16 protein-coding genes and 2 pseudogenes are annotated in these 15,422 nt (G+C 60.1%); 2 read left to right on the forward strand and 16 right to left on the reverse strand.

The window, feature by feature from the left end; genetic code table 11:
• Positions 1-31: 31 nt before the first annotated feature.
• From B0G75_RS37445 to B0G75_RS37470, 6 genes are all read right to left on the reverse strand, one after another.
• Positions 32-796, reverse strand: coding sequence for a S9 family peptidase (locus B0G75_RS37445; RefSeq protein WP_106314693.1), 765 nt, complete (start codon positions 794-796; stop codon positions 32-34).
• A 324-nt stretch (positions 797-1,120) separates the two neighbouring features.
• Positions 1,121-2,077, reverse strand: a complete 957-nt coding sequence (locus tag B0G75_RS37450; RefSeq protein ID WP_106314694.1) for an AraC family transcriptional regulator — start codon at positions 2,075-2,077, stop codon at positions 1,121-1,123.
• Positions 2,078-2,113: 36 nt separating this feature from the next.
• Positions 2,114-2,824, reverse strand: coding sequence for an SDR family NAD(P)-dependent oxidoreductase (locus B0G75_RS37455; protein WP_106314695.1), 711 nt, complete (start codon positions 2,822-2,824; stop codon positions 2,114-2,116).
• 12 nt (positions 2,825-2,836) lie between these two features.
• Complete coding sequence (locus tag B0G75_RS37460) at positions 2,837-3,139, reverse strand: DUF3331 domain-containing protein (RefSeq protein WP_106314696.1); 303 nt, start codon at positions 3,137-3,139, stop codon at positions 2,837-2,839.
• Positions 3,140-3,772, reverse strand: coding sequence for an FMN-dependent NADH-azoreductase (locus tag B0G75_RS37465; RefSeq protein WP_106314697.1), 633 nt, complete (start codon positions 3,770-3,772; stop codon positions 3,140-3,142).
• Positions 3,773-3,887: 115 nt separating this feature from the next.
• Entirely contained in the window at positions 3,888-4,505 is a 618-nt protein-coding gene (locus B0G75_RS37470; RefSeq protein ID WP_106314698.1) for a nitroreductase family protein, read from the reverse strand.
• A gap of 187 nt (positions 4,506-4,692) precedes the next feature.
• Here B0G75_RS37470 and B0G75_RS37475 point away from each other — a divergent pair, with 187 nt between their 5' ends.
• On the forward strand, positions 4,693-6,105 hold the full coding sequence (locus tag B0G75_RS37475) for a PLP-dependent aminotransferase family protein (RefSeq protein ID WP_106314722.1): 1,413 nt from the start codon (positions 4,693-4,695) through the stop codon (positions 6,103-6,105).
• A gap of 1,020 nt (positions 6,106-7,125) precedes the next feature.
• Positions 7,126-7,989 (forward strand): LD-carboxypeptidase, encoded by an 864-nt coding sequence (locus B0G75_RS37490; RefSeq protein WP_106314701.1) that lies wholly within the window; start codon positions 7,126-7,128, stop codon positions 7,987-7,989.
• Between the two features lie 34 nt (positions 7,990-8,023).
• Here B0G75_RS37490 and B0G75_RS37495 read toward each other — a convergent pair whose 3' ends face one another.
• The 10 genes and pseudogenes from B0G75_RS37495 to B0G75_RS37540 all read right to left on the reverse strand — a co-directional run bounded on the left by B0G75_RS37495 (position 8,024) and on the right by B0G75_RS37540 (position 15,395).
• Positions 8,024-8,434: a DUF3331 domain-containing protein gene (locus B0G75_RS37495; protein ID WP_106314702.1), complete on the reverse strand. Its 411-nt coding sequence runs from the start codon at positions 8,432-8,434 to the stop codon at positions 8,024-8,026.
• A gap of 133 nt (positions 8,435-8,567) precedes the next feature.
• Positions 8,568-8,711, reverse strand: coding sequence for a hypothetical protein (locus B0G75_RS37500; protein WP_374956950.1), 144 nt, complete (start codon positions 8,709-8,711; stop codon positions 8,568-8,570).
• Positions 8,712-8,841: 130 nt separating this feature from the next.
• Positions 8,842-9,780 (reverse strand): annotated as a pseudogene (locus tag B0G75_RS37505) (LysR family transcriptional regulator).
• Between the two features lie 38 nt (positions 9,781-9,818).
• Positions 9,819-10,079, reverse strand: a pseudogene (locus tag B0G75_RS41740) (RNA polymerase subunit sigma-24); the annotation flags it as partial.
• A 78-nt stretch (positions 10,080-10,157) separates the two neighbouring features.
• Positions 10,158-11,138, reverse strand: coding sequence for a DedA family protein/thiosulfate sulfurtransferase GlpE (locus B0G75_RS37515; RefSeq protein WP_106314703.1), 981 nt, complete (start codon positions 11,136-11,138; stop codon positions 10,158-10,160).
• A gap of 30 nt (positions 11,139-11,168) precedes the next feature.
• On the reverse strand, positions 11,169-11,582 hold the full coding sequence (locus B0G75_RS37520; RefSeq protein WP_181309435.1) for a carboxymuconolactone decarboxylase family protein: 414 nt from the start codon (positions 11,580-11,582) through the stop codon (positions 11,169-11,171).
• Complete coding sequence (locus B0G75_RS37525; protein WP_106314705.1) at positions 11,579-12,778, reverse strand: patatin-like phospholipase family protein; 1,200 nt, start codon at positions 12,776-12,778, stop codon at positions 11,579-11,581. The genes B0G75_RS37520 and B0G75_RS37525 overlap by 4 nt, the downstream gene beginning before the upstream one ends.
• Positions 12,779-12,789: 11 nt before the next feature.
• Positions 12,790-13,572 (reverse strand): 3-hydroxybutyrate dehydrogenase, encoded by a 783-nt coding sequence (locus B0G75_RS37530; RefSeq protein ID WP_106314706.1) that lies wholly within the window; start codon positions 13,570-13,572, stop codon positions 12,790-12,792.
• Between the two features lie 16 nt (positions 13,573-13,588).
• Positions 13,589-14,368 carry an acetoacetate decarboxylase gene (locus B0G75_RS37535; protein WP_106314707.1) on the reverse strand — a complete coding sequence of 260 codons (780 nt, stop codon included), beginning with the start codon at positions 14,366-14,368 and terminating at the stop codon, positions 13,589-13,591.
• Positions 14,369-14,408: 40 nt separating this feature from the next.
• Positions 14,409-15,395: an alpha/beta fold hydrolase gene (locus tag B0G75_RS37540; protein ID WP_106314708.1), complete on the reverse strand. Its 987-nt coding sequence runs from the start codon at positions 15,393-15,395 to the stop codon at positions 14,409-14,411.
• Positions 15,396-15,422: the final 27 nt, after the last annotated feature.

The following is a 15,422-nucleotide window of genomic DNA, read 5'->3' on the forward strand; positions in this document are numbered from 1 at the left end:
CATGCGGAGCGCAAAGCACACGTTATACAAATTAAGAAATCAGATACCGGCTGGCCCAGGTGGCGATCATCGCGGCGGCATAGTCCGCGTCGGCTCGGCGTGTCAGCAGGTGGTCGGCGTTGTCCATTGAAATGAAGCTCTTCGGGTGCTTTGCAACTGCAAAAATACGCGCGGCATTCTCGATGCCCACTGTCGAATCCAGTGGCGAATGCAGCACCAGCAATGGAATGCGCAACCCGGCGATTCGCGACTCGAGGTTGTGACACGCCAGGTCGTCGACAAAACTCTTGCGCAACACGAACGGCCTGCCAGCCAGCAATACTTCCGCTTCCCCGTGCGTCTCGATGGTTTGAAGGCTTAGTGGGGCGAACTGATGCAATACATGGCGGGTATCGAATGGGGCGCCCAGCGTGGCCACCGCACGAATACCCGACATCTGGCCCGCAGCCATCAGGACGGCCGCGCCACCGAGGCTATGGCCGACCAGAATCGATGGCGGTTTGCCGTCTCTGGTCATCGCGTTGCCGGCCGCAACCAGATCGTCTACGTCCGCGGCGAAAGTCGTATCGGTAAAGCTCCCACCGCTATTGCCCAATCCGGCAAAGTCGAGGCGCAACACGCCAATGCCATGAGCGGCCAGCGCACGTGCCACGCGACTGGCGGCGAGACTGTCCTTGCCGCACGTAAAGCAGTGGGCGAGAATGGCCCAGCCACGCGGCCGGCCGTCCGGCGATTCCAGTCTGCCGGCGAGCCGGTAGCCGTGCGGTCCGTCAAATTCGAAGGCTTGTGCGCTCATGAGTCGGAATCTCTCGTATTAGCCTGCGTGGCGTCGATGAGGCGTCAGGCGGTTAGGAGCCTCCACTTTAGGCGCCGTCGATGCCGCTTTCGAGACTGGATCTGCTCAATAAAGTATCCAAAAGGATCAAGTCGGCCCGGACAATCCATCCCTGGATTTTCGGCACCGCACGGCGCATGTTGTCTCGTCTCATGAAGATCGGTGTTTTGCGCGCGGCGGGTATGGGCAAATGCGTCGAGGGTCGCTCGCCCGGATGAGCGGCGCAGCAGCCCACCCAGCGCCCCGTTCGCACCATACTTCAAAGCGAAGCGATAATTCGCGGCCTTACCGGCCGCTGGGCGCGAGACGCCGCCATTGCCCCGGCGTTATGCCCATCCTCTCGGTGAACAGACGCCGGAATGACGACACCGATTGATACCCGACTGACTCGGCCACGGCCTCGGTGGTCATCATCGGTTTCTTCAACTCGTTGGCAGCCAGGCTCATCCGGATATCGGTCAACAGATCGATAGCCGAGCACCCTAGCGTGTCCTGAAAGCGCCGCATGAAGGTAGCGCGTGACATGTTGCATAAGTCGGCTAGCTCAGGCAGGTTCCAAGGCCGCGCCGGATCGGCGAACATGGCTGAAATGGCCGGTGCCAGTCGCGGATTGCCGGCCAGTGCCAACAGGCCTGCCGGGGCTTCTTCGGATTCGCTCGCCTCGCGCAACACCAGCGTGAAGAGTGCCGAGGAAAGCGCGTTGACGATCGCGTATCCACCGACCTTATCGCCCGTGGACTCCTCGCGCATGATCCCCACGAAACTGGCCAGCTGGTTTGGAGCAGACCCCACCTCCTTTTCACCCTGACCTTCCATGGTCCGGACCACTACATTTGTGGGCAGGTAATTGCGAATCAGCCGATCATGGGGCGGCCCGATGAGAAAGCGCCCGCACAGCATGTCCAGACGTTCGCCCGGGCCGTCATTCTCACTAAACGTCAATCCGGCGGAATCACGGCGCTCGCACGTAGGCCCGGGCGCAAGTCCGCCGCCGTCGTGCAGCACGTGCGCCGATCCGTGAGGCAGCAGCACGACGTCGCCGGCTACCAGTTCCCGCGCCGTGCCTGTCTCGGGGTCCTCGATAATGGCGCGGCCCTTGAGCACGACGTGGTAGGGAACCTCATGCGCACTGGACTGAGCCCAGGACACACGCCATGGCGCGCCATACGCGCAACGGACTTCCAGCCGACCGGTAATGGTGATCATTTGCAGCAGGTGGCTCAGCCAATCGACTTGGGACATAGGACTCCGTTAGGCCTCGGCATGGAAAAGAGCGTTTCAGTGGCCAGCGCTTTGCCCGCCATCGACGTGCAGGATTTCTCCAGTAATGAACGGCGCCGAATCGAGAAAGACGACCGCGTCGGCGATATCGCGGGTTTCGCCCAGGCGTCCGATCGGGTTGAAAGCTCCCAGCGCTTCATGGATTTCAGGAGCGTGCATCGGCGTCGCTATGTTTCCGGGCGCGACGGCATTCACACGGATTCCCTTCTTCGCGTATTCGATCGCCAGCGACTTCGTGGCAGCGTTGATGCCGCCCTTCGCGAGCGCAGCGAGGACCGAGTAGACCCCGCTGATTGCGACCTGATCGATGCTGGCCGTGATACTCACCACATGACCACTCGAATGCTTTTCCATTTCGCCGATCGCGAGCTGCGTGATGTAATAGAAACCTGCCATGTTCACGTTCATCACGGCGGCATAGTCTTCCGCGGTGTGCTCCGTAAAAGGCTTGCCGATGTAGATGCCGGCGTTGTTCACCAGCGTATCGATCCGGCCAAATCGTGCGACGCCTTCGGAGATGACCCGTCGCGCGGTGGCCGGGTCGCCGATGTCACCGGTTACTGCCAGCAAGTTCGCGTCGTCCGACGGCTCGATCGAACGCGAGGTAGCGACGACGGCACAGTCGAGTTCGCGAAACGCCCGGACGATCGTAGCACCCATCCCGCGCGAGGCGCCGGTAACCACAACAACCTTTTGTGAGGTGCTCATACTTTAGTACTTTTAACAGGATGGTTTCTCGGGAAACCCGGCTACCGCCGAAGCCAGAATCATGCGATGGCGATTGACTGGCACTTGCGATCGGTACACACGCGGACGAAATATCGGATCGCCGCGGCGTATCGGCTTACCGGACAGCACACAAACGGCATCCGCGCGCGCAACACAGATGCCCCAGACCTGAGCAGCGCAATGACCCGAACAAGGGTCGCTCCAGCATACGCTGATCGTTGTCGACGACAACTTTTCCACGATTGAGACGCGCAAGGACGAACATTCCTCATAAGTTGCCGGCTTGACGCTTATTCAAGCGAGGCTGCGCACCGGAGTGACCATCGCCGGTTCGATCGTCGCGACGAGCGAGCGGCGAAGTTCGTTTGCGCGAGCCTCATCGATAAACGCTGTGCCTTGCAAAGGCAGGTAATGGACTGTATTGAGACCGATGCAGCCGAGTACGGCGGTGAGATAAGGCGTGAGGAAATCCGGCTGATTGGCTCGCTCACCAGCAAACACACCACCCGAAGCGATCGCGACGAATACGGGACGGTCCTGAAGCATTCCGACCTTGCCGGCTGGTGTCGACTTCATCGTGCGACCGACACGAAGGATCTGATCGATCCACGCCTTCAGAACGGACGGGACGGTGAAGTTGTTCATCGGCGTGCCGATGACAACGACATCGGATCGCTCCACTTCCTGAATGAGTTGCTCGGCGAGAAGTAGCGCGTCGGCAGAACGCCCTGCGGCGGCCAGCGACGCGGGCGTCGCGAGCGCGGCGGCATAGTCGGCGCCGGCGTGAGGGATCGGTTCATGTCCCAGATCACGGCGGCTAATACGCGCGTCGGGGAGAATCGTGAGGAGGTATTCGACGACTGCCGACGATAGCTGTCGACTGTGCGACTCCCGTCGCGGACTGCAATCGATGTGCAGGATATTCATGCAAGTTTCTCCGGCAGCTTTGGAAAGGCAATAGCGGAATCGGGCACCCGTTCAGGCCTGGAGCGGCGGTTCATGCCGCCGCGTGCGTCCCGCACATCACCGGCTCTCCTAGTCATTAGACGAGCGCCAGCACATCGGCCACGGGACGGCGCGGCTTCTGCGCCCAGTTTCCGGCTCGCTCTGCTCCTACGGACAACAGCAGGACCGGTACTTCGTCCCCGGCCAGTCCGAACTCGCGGTGCACGGCTTCGGCATCGAAACCGATCATCGGCGTTGAGCCCAAGCCCATTGAGCGGGCCGCATAGATCATCGCGGACGCGCCGAACGTGGCCGTGCGTACGGCCTCGTCGCGCCGACGCTGCGGGTACGCCATGTACAGATTGCGTGCCGGGATTTCCCACTCCGGCACCATCTCGGCCGGCATCACCCCCGCTTCCACCAGCGGCGCCAGGCGCTCCGGTATGACACTGGTGTCGACCAGTTGGCCGCACACGATGAACGTGACCGCTGCGTCCTTGATCGCGGGCTGGTTCCAGGCGATCGGGCTCAGCCGGGCCTTGGCCTCGGGCGTGCGTACGGCGATAAAGCGCCAGTTCTGCAAGTGGAACGACGTCGGCGCGGAGGTGCCGATTCGCACCAGTTCGCGGATCTGGTCGTCGCTCAAGGTCGCAGCAGTGTCGTAGTACTTGGCGGCGCTGCGGCTCAGGATACATTCGATGACTGCGTTGTTCATCGCTAGTCCTATGGGTAAATGGATAGTTCGGTAAACGAATGGTTAGCCATTGGGGTCAGTCGATGGATCATGGCCTGGCATCTCCCTATTGAGCTCACATTTCTACCTGCTATGGTGGGAATATTCTGTACCAACGATGGTACGAATAGAAGAACCAAGATTCCCCATTTTCGTGTGTACCAAGAACATGCATCCAGACCTGCAGATTCAGCTCGACCGGACAGCGAAGCTGCCCCTGGCAGAACAGATTCGCGCGAGCATTAGCAGGACCATAGAGGCGGGGCTGCTCGCACCCGGCACGCGGCTGCCCTCGTGGCAGGACCTGGCGGCGCAGCTCGGTGTGGCGCGCGGTACGGTCCAAGCGGCATATGAACGGTTATGCGATGCCCAGATGATCGAAACATTCGGGGCGGGGGGCACCCGCGTCGCCCCGCGGCCGCGCGTGATGGCGACGCAACCGCAAGCGCCGCAACTCGGCGCGTTTATGAGGGCTTACGAGGAGATGAACGCCGGGCCGGCGATCTTCCAGCTTGGCATACCGGCGTTTGAAGGTCTGCCGGAACAGCTTTTTGCACGCGCGCGCTCTTCGAATCTGCTGAAGACGGGAAGCTTGTCGTCACTGCTCTATCCAGATCCCAGAGGGGAGTTCGAATTGCGCAGAGAGATCGCGGGCTATCTCTCCATCGCCAGAAACGTCCACTGCTACCCGGAGCAGATTTTTATCACTTCGGGATACAGCGCCGGCTTAGGCCTTGCGCTGCGGGTGTTAGGTCTGGAAGGCAAGAAGGTCTGGATGGAAGAGCCCGGTTTCATGGTCACCCGCAAAGGCCTGGAGCTCGCGCGTTTGAATATGGTGCCGGTGCCGGTGGATGCAGAAGGCCTCAACGTAGGCTATGGCATCGAAAACGCCGCGGACGCCGCGCTAGCTGTCGTGACGCCAGGTCAACAAGCGCCACTGGGCTCGACGCTGTCGCTGAGGCGGCGGCTTCAGCTGCTCGAATGGGCAGCCTCGAGCCACGCCTGGATCATCGAAGACGACTACCTCGGCGAACTGCAACTGCAAGGCAGGCCGGCACCTGCCCTGGCGTCGCTGGACGAGGGCAAACGGGTCATTCACATCGGCTCCTTCAGCAAGACGATTAGCCCGGGGTTGCGCCTTGGCTTTGTCGCCGCGCCAAACGAATTGGCCAACGCATTTTCCGAGGTGGCCGCAACGCTTGCACCGGCACCATCGCCAGTCATTCAACTCGCCACCGCTCAATTCATGCGTGATGGGCACTACGTCCGGCGCGTGCGCCGGCTTAAGCGTCTATATTCCGCCCAGCGCGACGCGCTATGCGAGCAGTTGCGAATGCGCGACGCGGAGTGGGTCAACGCCGGTCTGGCGGTACTTCTCCGACTCCCCGACGGCGCGCCCGACGTGCGGATCGTTCGCGAAGCGATGGCCGCTGGCATGGCACCATCGCCGCTGTCCGTGTGGTTTGCGACCCCGTCGTGGACCTTACCCGGCCTTTTGCTCGGTGTTGCCACGGCGCCTGAGCAGCACCTCGCCACGTCCTGTGAGCGACTTTTCGAAATCATTGACCGATATCGCTCGTGAGACACGCACCTCGTGCGCGTTACGCGAGATTGTCTACGTCGACCCCAGCTCCCGTTGATAGTGTCGCTCATCGGGAACACCGTCTATCCCGGAGGCGGGGTCCGCTATCCGGTTGAATCCAGACGTTCCACTTTTGGCGTTGAATGACCGGCGAGGTCGGGAGTACTCGTTGACGACTGCCCGCTCCCGGGCCGCGAGTTGCCACTGGCCGCTTTCCGGCGATGAAACTGAAGAGCGGGATGATGCAGCCCGACCGAAGCGGTCTTTGCCGCTCGACAGCGGACTTCCAGACGTCCTACGGAGCCCCCCCAATCTGACGAGCGCGTTCCCGTAGCTGACTGGCCAGCCACAGCATGAACCAGCCAAGTCCCCCCAGAAATATTTCTAACATGACCATTTCGCCAATAACCATAAACAGGGAGTCTTGATGGTGAGTCTGCGACATTGCCACTGAGACAATCGGAAAAATAATCAGACTCCACCCTAGCATCCGAATCCATTGTGCTCGCATCAACAGCTTTTCTGAAGTCTCTGACTGGGCGAGCGCGAACTGCGCAGGCGTCATTCCAGACGCCCTGGCATCTCGCCACCGTTACCACTTTATAAGTGCAAAGACCAAGACAAGCAGAACAGGAAACAACTCGCCGAGATTGTGCATGGATGGGCGCGTGGAGAAACGTCGATGATGAAACGAGTACGAAATACAGACTGAATTACTCGAAACAAATAAATTAACCAGGCAGATTGTCAACGATCCTTGAGGCAAAGTCGAATGACGCCTGTTGGCCGATTGGGTGAGGTCGCCAACGGCCGCTTACTGGCATAAGTGATGATCGACTTCGTCGCCCGAATCGCTGACAATCGATTTCGAACGGAATTCCAACTGGTGACAAGGAGTGGGTTCAGCGCAACGATGTCTGTTTTCCAGGACGAAATCGGGTTTTTGCGCGGAGCATACCTCAGCGTCGCCTGCAAACAGGTCGGCATCCGTCGACCGGTCAACACAGTGGAGCAACCGACGTGACAGTGGAAGGCAAACGGGTGGCGGTCGTCGCCCCGGCAGGCGTTCCTGATATGGACAACCTCGCACAGGCGGTGTCGCTGCTCGAGAGTTGGGGCTTTTCTGTCTCCGTAGGCGCGCACGTGGCTGACCGGTTCCGGTATCTCGCGGGATCCCATCAACATCGCACTGGCGACATGCTTGCGGCATTGTCGGACCCAGCGGTCGATATCGTCTGGATCGCACTCGCCGGCTATGGCTGCGCGCACGTGCTGCCAGCGCTGCCCACTACCGTGCCATGCGAGAAAACCGTGATCGGCTTTTCTGACGCGACCGCGCTTTTTTACGCCCTGAGGCAGATTCCCGGCATCGGCGTGATTCACGGGCCGACGCTCAACGGCCTCGCGACAAAAGTCGACGACGTGTCGCGCCGCAGTGTTCTCGATACGCTCACAGGGGTCACGCCAGCGCCGCTGCCGCTCGAACGATTGCATGGGCCGGCTGATTCGATCGAAGGGCCGCTTGTCGGCGGTAACCTCACAGTGCTCGCGAGCACGGCCGGCAGCCGTTGGCAGCCGTGCTTTCGCGACTCGATTGTCGTGCTGGAGGACGTTACTGAACTTGCATACCGCATTGACCGCAGCATTATGACGCTGCGCCACGCCGGCATCCTCGACGGCGCGCGTGCGATTGTGCTCGGAGAGTTCGTCCGCTGTCCGTTGCCAGCCGGAGCCGACTACTCGCTTGCGGACGTGCTGCTGGATGTGCTGGCGCCGCTCGGTGTCCCAATCTACGGGGGCTTCCCCGTTGGACATGGTGAGCGCAATCTGTCATGGGTGGTTGGGCGGCCAGTCGAAATCCGCGAAGGCGTGTTGCTGCGATAGCGCGGGCCGGAGCCCAAACGATCTCCGCCCCACATCAGGTCAGCACAAGCTGGCGTTCTGAACATCTCGCCAGCACCGAAGCAAGGATCATGTCGAGCGCGTTCGACGGCGGTGCGGTGCCACGGTGGAACGGCCGGAACACCACGTCGCCCCGTTTGACCGACATGCCGCTGAGCGCGCAAATACCCCTGACGCGCGCATAGCCGGCGCGCCACGTCTGATCGAGATAGCTGCCCCGCGTAGCGTCGCTCCAGGAAACGAGCACGGTCGTGTCGGTTTGCCATTCGATGCTTCGAATCGCAGGGAGCCTGAGCGCCGTATCCGCCACTACCGTGCGGCTGCGTCGCTTGCGGCGCCCCGAAACCTGGTAAGCCGCCGATGCAGTCTCATGCCAATGCGCGCTCAGCCGTCCGATAATCTGCGACCATGGGTCAGATCCACACATCTCCGGTTCTCCTGCGACTTCCAGCGGCAATAGCCTGCAAAATGCATCGCCTCCGGGTTTAAAGTCCCATGGCTGCGGGGTCAGGTTGTCGTCGATAACGGCTCGATCGTTCGCATGAAATGCGCATGCCGGCTTACAGCTTTGCCACGCTATCCGGCCGCGCGAGTGCGACCACGCTCACGATCCCCTCGCGCGCCATCTTCGCGTACGGACAGAAACGTCCCGTGTTACGCACGAGTCCTTTGGCAACGCCGGGCTCGACACCCGGCAAATTCATGATCTTTCTCTGTGGATAGTGCGCCAGACCGGCCTCGATGCGCCGTCAGCGTCTAGGTGCATCGTAGGTGCGCGTCAGCCCGTCGGGAAGGCTTGCGCCGGGACGCACCGTGTTGCCGCCAAAGCACCAATCAGAGTGCCGGCACCGCCGTCATGGTGGTCAGGCATCGCAGGTCGAGCGCGGCGCGTTTGTTCCGCCATGTAGTCGATGAACACGCGGATTCTGGAGGGCAGATTCTTGCGACCTAGATAACAGAGGTAGTGACCGCGGTCGTCCGGTGCATATTGGACCAGACAGGACATCAGACGCTCTTGCCGCAATAGATCGCAGACCTGATAGGCCGGCAATTGAGCGATGCCCTCGCCGTCGAGTGCTTTTGTATGAGTCCGTCAACCTTAACCTCACAATCGCTTACACGTCCAGACGCACTGCGGAAGTCGACGCACCGATGCTGGACGAGCTCTTCGACCTGACGCGGAAGATTGTGTCTTCTCTCATAGAGAGGCGACGCGCAGACGATCATCGGCATAGGTATCAGTTGCTTTTCCGCGGCCTCGCTGTCTTCCATACGCCCGTCGTGAAACCCGACGTCGACGCGATCCGAGATGAAGTCGGCAGGACGATCGTTCAGCAACAACTCGAACGCGATGTCTGGATACCGCGTGCGAAAACCGCGTAGCAGCGGTGCGACGATCTTGCGGCCGAATCCCGGTGTCGAGGATATGCGCAGATGTCCGCGCGGCGGTCCGTTGCGCAATTCGCGCATGCCCTCCAGCGCCTGCGCGATGCGTTCGACGCCCGGATGGCAGTTCTGATAAAACAATTTGCTCTCGCGGGTCAGCAGACGTGCTGCGGGTGGCGCGCAGAAAAAGCCGCGCATCTAGCTACGCTTCGAGTTTCTGCACGTTTCCGCTGACGGCGGAGCGGCCAATGCCGAGACGGTCACCCCCATTGTGAAGCTGCCTTCGTTGGCCATGGCGAGGAACAAAACGACGCCGGCGTAACTCCTGGCAAAGCTGCTCGCGAGCGAATTGTCGGTGAAGGGGCGGGCCGAATGATCGTCGGACATGGGCAGCACGAGTTGACCGGACATTGCCGGGTCGCGGATCATCGACCGCCGAATCTGGCCGCGATGCGCGCCAGCTTGTCGGGATTTCGCGGCACCTGTATGCGCACAATGCGCTCACTATCCGTCTCGTACGTTTGCGCCGATCCGAGTGCGCCGTCGATAAAGAGCAACAGTGCCGACTGGCTGTTGAGGACGGCCGGTTCGACGCGCAGTCCGCTTTTGTAGCGACGTGCAGCCGCATAAAAAAGCTGCGCGATGCGCCGCCCGCCCACCATTGGTTCTGGAAAACTCTGCACCCGGCAAACCGCGCACATACGTCGGCGCGATTATTCGCGCCGATCAGTACACCGTCATGAGATCCCGCACCCCGCCAATATTTACTGCGCACGGCGCTCGCCGCCGGCTGCTGTCACCGGGGCGACATTGAAACCAGCTTCGCGCCATGCGTCGATGCCTCCGGCCAGCGGCAACGCAAGTCTGATTCCGGCGCGGCGCAAACGGCCAGCCATCCATGCGGCGGACACTTCACCCGGGCACGAGCAGTAAATGACGAATGTCCGGTTCGCGTCGTACGCGCGTACTATCTCCCCGAATTTGCGTTCGTCGGCAAACACGGCGCCCGGAATGACGAACGGATCGAGCGTCCGCCTCTCCGCGGAACGAATGTCGAAGATGACCGGTCGGGGCTCGCCCGTTAGCAAACCGTGTAGCTCCACTGCATCGATCCGGGCCGTTTCCAGCGCTTTCGACAGCATGAGATGCCGACAATAACGAAAGCACCAATACAGCGCGAGTGCACTTGCGACCACAGCTAATGCCCGCCAGCCGAGATGCGAAATCACCGCGAAAACCAATTCGATCTGAGCGGCGAAAGCTCCACCGATAGCGAGCGCGACGGAAGCCCACAAGGCCACTCCGACGCAATCGCATGCGATGAAGTACCGCAACCTGACCGCCATTGCCCCGCACAACGGAACTGCAACGAGCGACAGGCCGGGGACGAAACGGGCGACGATCAGAACTCGCACACCCCAGCGCCCAAAGAACCGCTCGGTTTTTCTCACACAAGTATCACGCGACGACGATAAGAGACACACCGTTCGAAGCGTGCGTTCGCCGAATCGCCTTCCGCCCTCATACCAGGCGAGATCGCCAAGCACTCCGGCTAATGCGGCCGCCCCCAACGTCGACGCGAAATGAGCCGCTGCCAATTGCTGACTACCGGTTGCAATTGTGATGCTGGCCCCTACGGTAATCAGCGTGGGCATAGCGGGCACAGGTAGGCCGAGTGACGCGCCAAGCACACTCAGGAATACGACCAGCGCGCCGTATCGCGCAATGAGTTCATGGGAAAACACGTTGACTCCTGACCCGAGAGCGGCCGGGTCCTATTGGGCGTGCCAACCGACACCCGGGTTGACCGCCATACCGGCGGTGCAACGACGGACGACCTCGTCGGTCGACCACAATACGCTGCTGCTCCAGTACTTGAACAGCTCTGAGATTTGCGTCTCGTTGAAGTACTTCCGCATGCGCGACCAGATTTCATCGGACGCCGATTGTTCGCTGACACCAGAAAGGTGTTCAGTCCAGGCCAACGCGGCCTTTTCCGCATTACAGAAAACATCAGCGCGCCGCCAGCTTCCGATATGCTCAATCTTCGATGTGGCCACGGCAGCATGGAGCGCCAGGCGGAGGCCATACTGAACGCACAACAAGCAGCCGTTGATTTGCGATGCACGCAGCTCGAGAAGCGCGATCAGGCCCGCATCCAGCGAACCGCACTGGATTGGCTGCGTCACGATTTGGCACCCGGCCCGTATCGATGTACGTCGTGACTGATGAAGCCCACTTCACGGCTGGGAATATCGAACCACTCGGGATGACCAAAAGAATTTCGAATGTCGTCTAATCCACTCGCCCAATGCTCCGTCATTGTGTCCTTGCTGAACTCGTAGTCCTTATAGTGCCCTTCGAACGACTTGTTCTTGTAGATCAGGTGCACGAGGTTGACCGCACTGCCATCCGCCGTCTTCTGCGCTTCCTGAATGACCGCATGATCACGGCGCGCGGACTCGGGGATATGTTCGAGGAGTGCCTTGATCAGTTGAGCGTGCTTCTGATTCTGCGCCATGAAGGCCGTGACGGCCCGGGTACGGCTTGAATACTGGATGTCCTTGACACGTTCATTGATGTCGAGAAAATCACCTGGCAACTTGCCGCGCGAACTCCACAGATCGACCTGCAGGACGAGCGTGTCTCTGTGCTGACTGTCCCTGATAATCTCCGTCAGCGGCGTATTGGAGACGAGCCCTCCGTCCCAGTAAAACTCTCCATCGATCTCGATGGCGGGGAACCCGGGCGGCAGGGAGCCGGACGCCATGAAGTGCTCGGGCTTCAGTCGCATCGTCGCGTTGTCAAAGTACACGAGATTGCCATTACGGACGTTGACAGCGCCGACCGAAACACGGACGCCTCCATCGTTGATCCGGTCGAAGTCTGCGTACTTCATCAGGGTTTCACGCAACGCGGTGGTGTCGTAATAGCTGACTTCGTCTGGACGTTTCTTCACGAGACCGGCCGCAAGCGTGCGCATACGTGGAGTGAAAAATCCCTGCTGCCCCTCCACCAGCGTGCGCGTTGCCGCCCACGCGCTCGACCACTTGCGCGCCATGTCTTCACAGCCCGGATATGCGGGTATCAGGGAACGGACATGCGAGAAAACATCCGCAGGTTGACTTATCGTGTGCCAGAATCCGCGTAATGCCTCCACCCGGTCTCCCGGCGCGTTCCCGGCAATGATCGCGGTGTTCAACGCGCCGATCGATATGCCGGAGATTCGGGTCGGCTCAATACCTACTTCGGCGATCCCCTCGTATACACCGGCCTGATATGAACCCAGAGCTCCGCCACCCTGGAGCACGAGTCCGATTTCATCATACTGGGGCAGCCTGAAACGAGACGGCTGCTCCAACTCTTTGCGCTGACTCGATCTCACTGTTAACCCCCTTACTGCATGAACCAGCCGTGGCTCACCACGACGGACTGCCCGGTCAGCGCATTCGATTCGAAGCCAGCGAGAAACGCGACCGTATTGGCGACATCGGCCAGCGAGGTAAACTCGCCGTCGACCGTGTCCTTCAGCATCACCTCTCTCACAACCTCCAACTCTGAAATCCCCAGCACTTTCGCTTGTTCCGGAATCTGCTTGTCCACCAGCGGCGTTCTGACAAAACCAGGACACACGACGTTCGCGCGCACACCGTGCGGGCCGCCTTCCTTCGCGACAACCCGAGCAAGCCCAAGCAGCCCATGCTTGGCCGTTACATAGGCCGACTTCAGTTGCGACGCCTCGTGCGAATGCACCGAACCCATGTAGATCACGGCACCGCCTTTCCCCGATGCGTACATATGCTTGACGGCGGCCCTGGTGGTGAGGAACGCACCGTCGAGATGGATAGCCATCATCTTTTTCCAGTCGGAAAACGCGTAGTCCTCGATCCGGTTGACGATCTGAATACCGGCGTTCGAAACCAGAACGTCGATACCACCGAATCGGCTTACCGCATCGGCAATGCCCGCATTGACCGCCTCTTCGTTTGTCACGTCCATGGAGAGAGCAAGCGCGCTGCCACCGCTGCGGACGATATCGTCGGCGACTTTGGTTGCGCTCGGGAGATTTAGATCCGCTACTACGACCGTCGCCTGATCCGCAGCCAACTTGCGTGCGCATTGCTCGCCAATTCCGCTCGCCGCGCCCGTGACGAGCGCCACTTTGCCTTTCAATGCCATATATCCTCCGGGAGAGTCACTGGTTGACTACGAGTTTCATGGGGTCGATGGATGCAAGGTAGTCATGCGCCACCTCGCCCACATCGAGTGAGAGATTGGCGACGACGTGACGCGCGCCGATTACCTTGCGAACGGGCAGGTCCGCGACCGAAGCCAGCGCGTGTGGATGAAGTTCGAGCGCTGCTGGGCCCTCCCATGCGCCGGTTACCTGAACGTCGTGCAGAAAGAAGCGGACGAGTTCGCAAACCCGAACCGAACCGTCAACGTGCGGTATCACCTTGAGCAGATAGTTAGGTGTGTCGGCGAGTTTGCGCTGCTCGGTAAGGGCGTCGAGCGGACGATGCTTATAGCCCATCGTGCCGGTGGCAATTCGCTGCGTGCCGTAGTCGAGCGTTCCCAGCAAGGTATCCTTTCCATCAATCGAAAGCCGCGGTGAAGCGAGCTTCTTGGGAAAGCCCCAGATCTCCCGGCCGCCGGCGATCGGACCTTCGTCATCCAGATACATCGAGTGCGTGTAGTTCGCCGTTTTGCCCTGCTCGTCCAAAACCGAGATGACCTGACCGCTCTCCGTATAGTCGCCAAACCCAGACGAATCGGGCATGCGGATGAATTCGTAATGAACAATCGCGTTGTCGACCTTCAAGGGTTCGGGAACGACGGCTCTTAGCGCCTCAATATCCGTCTCGTAGGAAATGATGAAGTACTCCCGACCGACGAACCGGAACGGCGGACGTGGATACGCCGGATTGTGCAGCGGCATCGAAAAAGCATGGTTTCGGATATCGTCTTTTGTCACGACTCACTCCTTGGTTGCTTTGAATTACGTTTCCCGCAAACTAGCTTCGCAGGAAAGACAAGAGGTCCTGATTGAGCTGATCCTTGTGGGTATCGGTCAATCCATGTGGTGCGCCGGGATAGATCTTCAGAATCGCGTGAGGGACGAGTTTCTTACTCGAACGGGCTCCAATATCCACGGGAACAACCTGGTCATCGTCGCCGTGAATGATCAGTGTCGGTCTGTCGAACTTCAGCAGATCCGCCGTGAAATCAGTTTCGGAATAGGCTTTGACCGATTCGTAGACGTTCTTGAAACCACCGGTCATGCCCTGACGCCACCACGCGTCGATCAGACCTTGCGACACCTTGGCGCCTGGTCGGTTAAAGCCGTAGAACGGACCTGCGGGAATGTCCTTGAACAGTTGGGAGCGGTTGGCGATCATTGCAGCCCGAACGCTATCGAACGATTCAATGGGTACACCTGACGGATTGCCGGGCGTTTTGACCATCAACGGCGGTACGGCTGAAATCAGTCCGATCTTCGATACGCGTGACGTACCGTGCCGGCCCACATAACGCGCAACCTCGCCTCCGCCGGTCGAGAACCCGATAACGGCTATATCACGCAGGCCAAGCGTCTCGATGACTGTCGCAAGATCGTCCGCGTAGTGGTCCATGTCGTTGCCGTCCCACGGTTGGCTCGAGCGACCATGCCCACGACGATCATGTGTAATGACTCGAAACCCATGGGAAGCCAGAAAGAAGGCCTGGTTTTCCCAGCTATCCGAGTTCAGCGGCCAACCATGGCTTAGCGTTACGATGGGACCGTCTTTCGCGCCCCAATCCTTAAAGTACAGGCTCACTCCGTCTCGGGTACGGATAACTTCACCGGTATGGCCTGTGGACGACATCTGCCCGGTCGTGCCAGGTCCTGACCGCTTGCCGGCAGCCGATGCCACCGTTGTCGTCAAGGTTGCGGCGACCCCGCCAATCAGCAGGTTTCGGCGTTTTGCGTCGGGGGAAACGTGTCCCAAGTCTTTGCTCATGGCTCAAGTCCAAGAATTATCCGACCG

Source organism: Paraburkholderia sp. BL18I3N2, assembly GCF_003001875.1.
In the GTDB taxonomy this organism is placed as follows: Bacteria; Pseudomonadota; Gammaproteobacteria; order Burkholderiales; family Burkholderiaceae; genus Paraburkholderia; species Paraburkholderia phytofirmans.

Excerpts from the sequence above, each read along its gene's own strand:
- B0G75_RS37445 (WP_106314693.1), bottom strand. The coding sequence starts at position 796 with ATGAGCGCACAAGCCTTCGAATTTGACGGACCGCACGGCTACCGGCTC.
- B0G75_RS37450 (WP_106314694.1), bottom strand. The coding sequence starts at position 2,077 with ATGTCCCAAGTCGATTGGCTGAGCCACCTGCTGCAAATGATCACCATT.
- B0G75_RS37455 (WP_106314695.1), bottom strand. The coding sequence starts at position 2,824 with ATGAGCACCTCACAAAAGGTTGTTGTGGTTACCGGCGCCTCGCGCGGG.
- B0G75_RS37465 (WP_106314697.1), bottom strand. The coding sequence starts at position 3,772 with ATGAATATCCTGCACATCGATTGCAGTCCGCGACGGGAGTCGCACAGT.
- B0G75_RS37470 (WP_106314698.1), bottom strand. The coding sequence starts at position 4,505 with ATGAACAACGCAGTCATCGAATGTATCCTGAGCCGCAGCGCCGCCAAG.
- B0G75_RS37475 (WP_106314722.1), top strand. The coding sequence starts at position 4,693 with ATGCATCCAGACCTGCAGATTCAGCTCGACCGGACAGCGAAGCTGCCC.
- B0G75_RS37495 (WP_106314702.1), bottom strand. The coding sequence starts at position 8,434 with ATGTGTGGATCTGACCCATGGTCGCAGATTATCGGACGGCTGAGCGCG.
- B0G75_RS37500 (WP_374956950.1), bottom strand. The coding sequence starts at position 8,711 with ATGAATTTGCCGGGTGTCGAGCCCGGCGTTGCCAAAGGACTCGTGCGT.
- B0G75_RS37530 (WP_106314706.1), bottom strand. The coding sequence starts at position 13,572 with ATGGCATTGAAAGGCAAAGTGGCGCTCGTCACGGGCGCGGCGAGCGGA.
- B0G75_RS37540 (WP_106314708.1), bottom strand. The coding sequence starts at position 15,395 with ATGAGCAAAGACTTGGGACACGTTTCCCCCGACGCAAAACGCCGAAAC.